At 54.6% G+C, this 8,857-nt stretch carries 12 protein-coding genes and 1 pseudogene; 11 read left to right on the top strand and 2 right to left on the bottom strand.

Going from position 1 to position 8,857, the window contains the following annotated elements; all coding sequences use genetic code 11:
• The 6 genes from ACIGDJ_RS07300 to ACIGDJ_RS07275 form a co-directional block, all read left to right on the top strand.
• On the top strand, nt 1-864 hold an 864-nt coding region (locus ACIGDJ_RS07300), incomplete at its 5' end, for a bacteriophage T4 gp5 trimerisation domain-containing protein (RefSeq protein ID WP_397478459.1).
• Entirely contained in the window at nt 861-2,429 is a 1,569-nt protein-coding gene (locus ACIGDJ_RS07295) for a hypothetical protein (RefSeq protein WP_178081152.1), read from the top strand. The genes ACIGDJ_RS07300 and ACIGDJ_RS07295, both read left to right, overlap by 4 nt.
• Nucleotides 2,430-2,433: 4 nt before the next feature.
• Complete coding sequence (locus ACIGDJ_RS07290; RefSeq protein ID WP_313001520.1) at nt 2,434-3,375, top strand: PoNe immunity protein domain-containing protein; 942 nt, start codon at nt 2,434-2,436, stop codon at nt 3,373-3,375.
• 124 nt (nt 3,376-3,499) lie between these two features.
• The gene (locus ACIGDJ_RS07285) at nt 3,500-3,961 is read left to right on the top strand and encodes a hypothetical protein (RefSeq protein ID WP_313001523.1); all 462 of its coding nucleotides are present in this window, start codon (nt 3,500-3,502) and stop codon (nt 3,959-3,961) included.
• Between the two features lie 155 nt (nt 3,962-4,116).
• Nucleotides 4,117-4,386: a DUF2790 domain-containing protein gene (locus tag ACIGDJ_RS07280; protein WP_313001527.1), complete on the top strand. Its 270-nt coding sequence runs from the start codon at nt 4,117-4,119 to the stop codon at nt 4,384-4,386.
• A gap of 90 nt (nt 4,387-4,476) precedes the next feature.
• Nucleotides 4,477-4,875 carry a hypothetical protein gene (locus ACIGDJ_RS07275; protein ID WP_313001529.1) on the top strand — a complete coding sequence of 133 codons (399 nt, stop codon included), beginning with the start codon at nt 4,477-4,479 and terminating at the stop codon, nt 4,873-4,875.
• On the opposite strand, the gene ACIGDJ_RS07270 is transcribed toward ACIGDJ_RS07275, so the two are convergent.
• Complete coding sequence (locus ACIGDJ_RS07270; RefSeq protein ID WP_313001533.1) at nt 4,872-5,141, bottom strand: DUF1652 domain-containing protein; 270 nt, start codon at nt 5,139-5,141, stop codon at nt 4,872-4,874. The genes ACIGDJ_RS07275 and ACIGDJ_RS07270 overlap by 4 nt on opposite strands.
• A gap of 369 nt (nt 5,142-5,510) precedes the next feature.
• On the opposite strand from ACIGDJ_RS07270, the gene eco reads away from it, so the two are divergent.
• Together eco and ACIGDJ_RS07260 are read left to right on the top strand one after the other, a co-directional pair.
• Entirely contained in the window at nt 5,511-5,996 is a 486-nt protein-coding gene (gene eco, locus ACIGDJ_RS07265; protein WP_101157258.1) for a serine protease inhibitor ecotin, read from the top strand.
• Nucleotides 5,997-6,010: 14 nt separating this feature from the next.
• On the top strand, nt 6,011-6,316 hold the full coding sequence (locus tag ACIGDJ_RS07260) for an NIPSNAP family protein (protein WP_101157256.1): 306 nt from the start codon (nt 6,011-6,013) through the stop codon (nt 6,314-6,316).
• A gap of 30 nt (nt 6,317-6,346) precedes the next feature.
• Here ACIGDJ_RS07260 and ilvA read toward each other — a convergent pair.
• A pseudogene (ilvA, locus tag ACIGDJ_RS07255) lies at nt 6,347-7,336 on the bottom strand (threonine ammonia-lyase, biosynthetic); the annotation flags it as partial.
• Between the two features lie 250 nt (nt 7,337-7,586).
• Between ilvA and ACIGDJ_RS07250 the strand changes: the two are divergent.
• The 3 genes from ACIGDJ_RS07250 to pncA all read left to right on the top strand — a co-directional run bounded on the left by ACIGDJ_RS07250 (nt 7,587) and on the right by pncA (nt 8,857).
• The gene (locus ACIGDJ_RS07250; protein ID WP_313001889.1) at nt 7,587-7,946 is read left to right on the top strand and encodes a DUF2834 domain-containing protein; all 360 of its coding nucleotides are present in this window, start codon (nt 7,587-7,589) and stop codon (nt 7,944-7,946) included.
• Between the two features lie 65 nt (nt 7,947-8,011).
• A complete protein-coding gene (locus ACIGDJ_RS07245; protein ID WP_157830861.1) occupies nt 8,012-8,179 on the top strand; it encodes a hypothetical protein in 168 nt (55 codons plus the stop codon).
• 51 nt (nt 8,180-8,230) lie between these two features.
• On the top strand, nt 8,231-8,857 hold the full coding sequence (pncA, locus tag ACIGDJ_RS07240; protein WP_397478460.1) for a bifunctional nicotinamidase/pyrazinamidase: 627 nt from the start codon (nt 8,231-8,233) through the stop codon (nt 8,855-8,857).

The following is an 8,857-nucleotide window of genomic DNA, read 5'->3' as shown; positions in this document are numbered from 1 at the left end:
CTCAGCTCCCCGGGCGGCAAGGGCTACAACGAATTCCGCATCGAAGACAAAAAAGGCGCCGAACAGATCTACATCCACGCCCAGCGCGACTGGGATGAAAACATCGAACACGACCAGAAAATCCGCGTCGGCAACGAACGGCATGACACTGTTGAAGCTAACGTCTTGAGCGAGTTCAAGGTCGAAGAACACCGCATCACCCATCTGGACCGCATCAGCGAAATGCGCGCGGATGATCACCTGACGGTGGGTGTGACGCAGCATGTGAAGGTGGGGACTGGCCAGTTTGTGGAGGCTGGGACGGAGATTCACTATCACGCTGGTGACAAGGTGGTGGTTGAGGGTGGCATGGAACTAACGGCCAAGGCAGGCGGGAGTTTTGTGAAGGTGGATGCGGGTGGTGTCACGATTAGCGGCGCAGAGGTGAAGGTAAATACCGGTGGTGCGCCGGGGGTGGGGGCAGGGATTGGGATTCTGACGCCTTTGATTCCAGGGCTCGCGGCGGTGGACGCCGCCGGCAGACTGATGGATACGGCCAAAGCCAATCCGACGTGGCTTGAACTAAATTTGCATTACGACAACCTTGAGCCTGTCCCTGGTGCCTCTTACCGCGTTGAGTTTGCAGATGGTTCAACTCGCGAAGGTGTGCTGGACAATGACGGTTTTGCCCGCCTTGAGGACGTCCCGAAAGGCCCGGCCAAGGTTTATTACGGTGAGGACCCGCGGCCATTCACCCGTGAAAGCGTGGCGGTCGTGCAGAACTCGGATGAAAAGGTTAACGAAGACCTGCGCAAACTCGGGCTCGACCCGAATCAGGTCGATTTACAGGCACTGGTGGAGAAAGCCGCAGGGAGGCTGACATGAGCGAGGCAGTAGCTGAAAGCGCAAACGACGGTGGCCAAGACCGTAGCGCCGCCTATCAAGAGGCTGCAGTTGAACTGGCGAAAGGTATCGCGCTGGGCGCAGTGCCGTTTCTGGGACAGGCCATTGACGCCTACGACACCATCGAATCCTCCATCGTCCTCTACAACGCAGAGTCGACCGATGGCAAGGAAGATGCGCAATTCGACCTGCTGATGGCCGTCATCGGCTGGATCCCCGGTCCCGGCGACGGCCTGAAAAAGAGCCTGCGAATCGTCAACAAAGACCCACAACGCTACGCCCCGGTGTTGTTCGACCTGCTGCGCTTCGTTCTGCAAGAGTGCGGCATCAAAACCAGCCCGGAAGAACTGCTCAAGCAGATATTCGACGCCGGCAAGCTGCGCGCCGAACTCGACGGAATCATCACCGGCGTAAAAGGCTCTTCGACTTTTCAAAGCCTGCCCAACTGGGCAAAGACCTCAGTCGTCACCGTCCTTGCCGCCTCCCGCGACAACATGCCGGCCATGGTCGCAATTGTTGAAAAGCGCTTGGTCAAATGGAAAGGCATGCAGCGCAACAGCTCTGCTGCCTCCTCCGGTTCAAGCCATCCGAAAAAAGCGGAAAAACCTGCGAACAAAGATGCCGCCGTTGCAGCCAAAGGCACAGACGGTGCCAGTGGCACTCACTCCAATCAGGTCGAAGCCTCCAAAGTTGGTCTTCAGGCTCCTTCCAGCATTTTGAACGAGGGCTTGGGTGTCAGCGGCGAGCACATCGCCGACTACATCTGTGCCGTGGAGTTTGGCTGGGGCAAGGACTGGGATGGACACGACAAGGGCGCTGACGGTAAGTGGCTTGAGGGAGTGCCAAGCGCAAGCAAGTTGGGGAAACTTTCGGCGGGCGGCAGTCCCAAGGCCAAACATATGTTGTACAAGCTCACGGACGGTGCTAACGGCACCGGGATAGACGCGGTTTGGCGGGCTAATCCCGCAAACAATGGCGGCGAAAAGTTCGCCATTGTGGAGGCAAAGGCAAGCCGTGATGAAGATGCACCGAAGTTCATGCGGAAACTGAATAATACGAGAAAGCCAGGGGTCGCATCGAAGTTAGGTGTTTCTGGGCTCACGGAACCGAGTGAACTCATAGAACCTGCCGAAAACGCCGAACCCACAGCCATCGCTGCAACCAAGAGAAAAATCAACAAAGGCAAGAAACAAACTCACGCCCAAAAAAGTGAGAAACCTACAACTAAAAAAATGAAAAGAATACTCGTGCAGATGAGTGACGAATGGATTGAGGAAAATCTGGAGAAAGCGGTATCGGGATATTCGCTACAACTGCAAGTAGCTGGCTCGTATAGTCGCCATTTGTTTTACACCCCTCTCTACCACATCAGCTCCAGCCCTAAGGAACACGCTAGCGCTCGCCTTAACAATACAAACGAATCGACTCATGAAAACCATAAAGCGTTCCACTATTCGGAAGTTGAAGTGAAGAGTTTTGTCAATAAACGTAAAAAATCATTAACAAAGAAGTATGGCGTAATAAATTCGCTTAAGCTAGAGGTGTAAAAAAATGACTAAAAGACAAAAATTCTTTAGCGAAGCTCATTATAAAAACTTTTTACGAGAGCACGACGAAGCAACTGAGCTTCTGAAAACCACTATATTCAAATCCGACACTCCAGAAGGCGAACAAACAATCCGCGCGAGATTTATTCAGCGTTTGACACTTCGCAAGTTGACCGCGACTTATACGGCGGGAGAAGAGATTCAGTCTTTGATTCCCCTCCTTGAAAATTTAGTTGAAAAGTATGAGCTTAGGCAGGCCACGCTAGCGAAATCTGAAAACCTACCCGAAATATCACCGTTAGCCATTGATGATTGGGTGCATGAATATGAAGAATGCGTGCAAGTTATCAGTCTATGTATTTTGCTTCATCGCACAGACCTCCTTAAGCGATTCGTAAGACTGCTCGACAATGCGGGATATGCCGGTGACGACACACTATATGAAGACTTGCTCTGCAAAATCCTGCCTGACCGAACAGATGTAGATCAGTGGTATCACGAGGTTTATTCTCTTCTAATTCAAGCGATTTATGCAGATACAGGAGAAGAAGCTTCGGACCTTCTCAAGAAATTCTGTAGCCAATGGTATCCAGCTTTCAAACAGGCCCCTTGGCATGACACCCACCTTCAGGGAGAGGAAGGAAACTATGTTGGATACTGGGCTTTCGAGGCTGGCGCCGTTGCGTTTCTATACGGTATTGACGACAGCAAAATAAACCACATGGTTTATCCAAAGGATCTAGTCGAATACGCACGCACCTATCAGCCAACCAATAATTCTCAAGTGTCGCGAATCGACGGCGGCCAAGCCTGCAGTAAAGCTGGTTACTGGTTTACTCCTGCAAAAACTGACTCAAGACAACATTTCCAGCAAGGCGAGATTATGCCAAGATTCAGTGATTCCAAATGGGGCGAAACTATCTGGTACTGGTCTGGCGAAGAGTAACCATTGCCGCATCTCTCGGTTATGATCCGGGCTGTTGATAAGCGCTTGGTCAAATGAGCAGCTGTCTGACTGAATTCTCAATTTCTATATAACATCGCTTTGTAAAATGACACAGGGAACATTGATGTCGCTGACTATGAATAGCTCGAATGAACGACGATGGAAACGCCGATCTTCAGCAATCGTAATTCTGATTCTCGCGGTATTTTTCGTGGGACTATATATTTACAGCAAAACCCGAATATCCGGCACTGCTCTCACCTCCCACAATTATATGAACAGGCCAGTAGGTAGCTATTGGGTAAATGACAACTGGGGAGGAAATGGTGGCGTGACCTGTTGCTCGAAGATGTCCGGCGACACTGCGAAGGTAGTTTGGATCCTGAGCATGTCGAAAGCTCAGGAGGATCAAGGAATGAAAATAGAAAGACATGAAGAACTAATGCCTATGCCAAAGCGCAAGGCTGGGGACGACACGCTGCATGTTTACTTTCTTCCCGGTAATAAAATAGAGCTCACGTGGTCTGCAACTACGCTTGATAAAAACTCATTCCGCGAAAATACGACTAAAAGCAACCGTGAATAGCGCAGCTCATATTCACCGCGGTTAACTCAGCCTTAACGCCACAGTCAGAGACTCCATACCACCGCACACCCTCAGCTCTGCCCCGCTGAAGCCCAGTGCGGCAGGCTCGCCCGGCTTCTTGCCCGGGCGCCTATCCGTTACGCTGGAGTCCTCTCATGAACATTCGTCCCTTCCTGCTCACCGCCACCCTCGCCTGCTGCTCATACGCCGCACTGGCCCAAGCCAACGACACCTCCGCCACATCTAATCAAACACCCTACCAATACGGCATGCCACTCCACGTGGCGAAGGTACTTTCGCTAACCGAACCGCCGACCCTGAAATGCAAAGTCATCACTGCCGACATGAAATACATCGACGACACCGGCAAGCCCGCACAAATCAGCTACAGGAAATTGTCTGACGCATGCAGTCAGCAGAACTGACAGACGATTCTGAATTTCCGGTTGGCCGTAGGCGTGGGGTGGTTTCGGCGGGTATGCTCAGGGCCTTCACTACTGCCGCAAGGATTGGCCATGCAGTTGTCGTTCCGCACGTTGTCGAGCTTCACTTCAATCCTGTGTTTTCTGCTGGCGCTGGTCTGGGGATTTTTTCCGGAGGTGTTGCTGGCGATCTGGAGTATCGGTTATTCGGATGGCACCGGCGTAGTCGCTCGGCGCAGCGCGGTGCTGTTTGCGGCGTTGGGGGTGATGTTTTATTTGCTGCGCAATGCTCCGCCCTCAGCAGCACGCAGTGCACTGAGCAATGGTTTCATCGTTGGCTGTTTCGGTTTGGCGGCGTTGGGTTTTGGCGAATGGCTCAATGGCCATGTCGGCCCCGGGATTTTGCTCGCGGTGCTGGTCGAGTTCGCGCTGGGCCTTGGTTTTGTACAGGCCCGGCGCGTGACGGTCGAACTGGGTGAACCGGTCGGTTAAACGGCTCGAGAACGAGCGCTGGTTTGATGTGTACTGGTTTGCTGAGCGAGATCTGAACGCAGGCCTGCGACCAGATTGTTGATTTCACGGCAGCTGTTCAATCGGCTGGCGTCGATTCCGCTGACGTAGAGATCGGCTTGGTCGGTTCGATGGTCGCTAAAAACTTTGACGGACATCGACAAGTCGGGTGACAGCGTGCACTGGCAGCGTTTCGGCAGGAAGCTGCTTTCAATGATGTTGCGTAGTTCCAAGGCAGATAAAAACATGGCGAACCCTCTCCTTTCTGTGCGATTGCCAATCAAGTATTCACGCTGACCCTTTGCTGCGCCTTCGCGGGTGTGCCCCCGCTGTTTCCTTGGTGCGGCAAGTGGTGGTACTGCGAAATGCCCATTGGAGTGTAGGCGCCCAAATCCGGTGCGCCTCACCGAGAGCACGCATAAAACGTGCCTTTGATCGGTTCGTTTTGCTTCCTTCAAAATCAAGCACTTGGAAAAGTGGCCAGTATCCTGCTATTTGCAAAATGCATGAACCGACCATCCGTCCCCTGCAATCTGCAATCTCTGAGCGAATTTGCTTTCGAAGTCTATGACGGCAAGAATGTCTCCCATTGCAATTCAACCCGCACGGAGGCTTCCATGAATTCCTTACGCATTTGCGCGATCACTGGCCTGTTGATCGCCAACCTTGCCACCCTCGCCCACGCCGCCAAGCTCGAAGACGTGGCGCCGTATCCCAAAGCCGAAGCCGGGTTTACCCGACAGGTCATCCATCTGCCCAAGCAAGAGCAGGAAGAGAATTTCCAGGTTGAAATTCTCGCTGGCAAAACTCTGGAAGTGGATTGCAACCGTCAACGTCTGGGCGGTGTTCTCGACGAAAAGAACCTGCAAGGCTGGGGCTATCCGTTCTATCGCCTGGAAAAGGTCATCGGCCCGATGAGCACGATGATGGCCTGCCCACCCGGCAGTCAGAAAAAACGAGCTTTCGTTCCGGTCGTCGGTGACGGCTTCATGTTGCGTTACAACAGCAAATTGCCAGTCGTGGTGTACGCGCCTTCGGACGTCGAAGTGCGCTATCGCATCTGGTCGGCGTCGGACAAAGTCGGCACCGCCCTGCAGGAATAACCGGAGCCCAGCCCTTGATTACTTGCCACGTCAGATATGTGATCGATCCTTATCAGTTAGCCGCGTTCGAAGCTTATGCCATAGCCTGGCTCGACATTGTTGAGCGTTTGGGCGGCACCCATCACGGCTACTTTCTGCCATCCGAGGGCGCGAGCAACATCGCTTACTGCCTGTTCAGCTTCCCGTCGCTGGCCGATTACGAAAGCTATCGGCATATCGCAATGACCGACTCGGAAAGCACCGCATTGGTAGCCGATCTGGTCGAGAAGAAATTCATTGTCAGTTACGAGCGCACGTTTCTGCGCCCGTTGCTGCCCTGATCAACATCACGCCGGCACGCCGCAAGCAGCGGCGCGCTCGGCAACATGGCGCAGGCTGTCGAAGTTGATGTTCGCCCCTGAATCGATGGCGATGAGAATCTGACCGCGAACGCCACTGCGCGCGACGTACTGCTTGATCCCCGCTACTGCCAGGGCACCGGATGGCTCGGTGATCGAACGGGTATCGTCGTAGATGTTCTTGATCGCGGCGCAGAGTTCATCGTTGCTGACCGTGATCACTTCATCTACGCAGAAGTGGCAAACTTCGAAGCCATACGCGCCGATCTGCGCCACTGCCACACCATCGGCGAAAGTACCAACGCTGGGCAAAACCACACGCTCATCCGCGCGCAAAGCCGCCTGCAGGCAGGCCGAATGCTCAGACTCAACGCCGATGATCCGCACTTCCGGGCGCAAATATTTGACGTAAGCCGCGATGCCGGCGATCAAGCCGCCGCCGCCAACCGGGATGAAAATGGCGTCCAGCGCGCCTTGATGCTGCCGCAGGATCTCCATGGCCACGGTTCCTTGGCCGGCGATCACGTCTGGGTCATCGAACGGTGAAACGAACGTGCACCCCGTCTGCTCGGCCAATTGCAGCGCATGAGCCAAGGCAAACGGGAAGCTCTCGCCGTGCAGCAATGCTTTAGCATCGTGACTGCGCACGCCCAGTACTTTGAGCTCAGGAGTAGTGGACGGCATGACGATCGTCGCGGCAATGTTCAACTCCCGCGCCGCCAGCGCTACACCTTGCGCATGATTACCTGCCGATGCAGTGATTACTCCCCGAGCTTTCTGCTCATCGCTCAGTTGCACGAGCTTGTTGTAGGCACCACGAATTTTGAAAGAGAACGTCGGTTGCAGATCTTCGCGCTTGAGCAGAACCCGGTTGCCCAGTACTTCCGACAACGCCGGCGCCGACTGCAATGGTGTACGCAGCGCAATGTCGTAAACCGGCGCAGCCAGGATCTTTTTCACGTAGTGCTCAAGCAGTGCTTGCTGGTCGGGGCTGTGCGGCATGGTCGTCTCCTGACATTTTTCAGTACCCCGGAGACAGAAAGTAAAAACCCGCCTCTAGGGCGGGTTGGGTGCTGCAGTCGTGAGCTAGCCCGCCAAATGAGGAATGGCGGTAATAATGCTTGGCTGGCAGCGCGATACGATGAAAGTCATGGGCTGGAAATTAGCCTGCCGGCGGAGGACAAGTCAATGGTCAATTGTGCGTCGCGCCGGTAGGCTGGCGATTCTGCTCATCACACCAAGGAAGGAAAGCATGATGCCCATCGCCCTGCCTCTCAGCGCTTTGCTCGCGTTCAGCGGCTACACCGTTTCGGTAATGCTCCAGGCTGAACAATCACTGATCGACTTCGGCATCAGCCTTATGTCGCGGCCAGACACCGCGCAGGTGGTGATCGATCTGTATCTGCTGGCGACGCTCGCCGGGGTGTGGATGGTCAAGGACGCCAAGGGTCGCGGCCGATCGGTCTGGTCGGTGGTGCCGTATTTGCTGCTGACGGCAGTGTTCGTTTCGATAGGGCCGCTGTTATATCTGGTGGTTCGCGGGATCCGAGACCGGCGCGAATCAGGCACGAAGGCGTCCGCCTGGCCCCACAAATTTGAATCTTCCGAATGACTGACCAGTCACTGCAAAAGAGCACAACAACTTCCGCTCCAAGCGGATGAAAGTGGAGATTGACCATGAATATCCGTCAAATGTTGTTCGCCGTCCCGCTGCTGGTCGCCGCCCTGTCCAGCCCTGCTGTTTTCGCCGTCGATGAAAGTGACGCCGTGAAAAAGCCTGAGTGTCCGAAAGGCCAGGTCTGGGACAGTAAAACCCAGCAGTGCGTATTGCAGACCAGCGGCTGACAGGAGCCCTGCTAGACTGGCCAAGGTTTTTATTCTCAGGAAGATCTCCCTGTGCCAATTTCGTCCCGCGCTGCATTACTGGTTATCGACGTTCAGAACGATTTCATTCCCGGCGGCCGATTACCGGTGCCTGAAGGTGAGCGGATTGTGCCGCTGATCAACCGGCTCGCGCGCCAGTTCAAGCAAGTCGTGATTGCTCAGGACTGGCACCCAAGTGGGCACATCTCGTTTGCATCCGGTCATCCCGGACGGCAGCCCTACGAGGTCATCCAATTGCCCTACGGCCCACAGACGCTGTGGCCCGAGCATTGTGTACAAGCCAGCGCCGGCGCCGAGTTGCATCCAGAACTGGATTTACCGCACGCGCAATTGATCATCCGCAAGGGCTGCAACCCCGACATCGACAGCTACTCGGCCTTTCTCGAAGCGGACCGAAGTACCACCACCGGGCTTGCCGGCTATTTGAAAGAGCGTGGCGTGGACACCGTTTATATGGTTGGCCTGGCCCTGGATTTCTGTGTGATGTTTTCGGCGCTGGACGCGCGGGCGGCGGGCTTCAATGCCTGTGTGGTGGTGGATGCTTGTCGGGCAATTGATCTGGACGGTTCGCTTGCGGCCGCCATTACGCGGATGCAAGAGGCCGGCGTCAGCCTGATTCAATCATCTGATATCCGTTAG

Source organism: Pseudomonas sp. NPDC079367, from assembly GCF_044542195.1.
Taxonomy (GTDB): Bacteria; Pseudomonadota; Gammaproteobacteria; order Pseudomonadales; family Pseudomonadaceae; genus Aquipseudomonas.
Note: the sequence above shows the minus strand (reverse complement) of the source record. Positions and strands in the feature narration are given on the sequence as shown.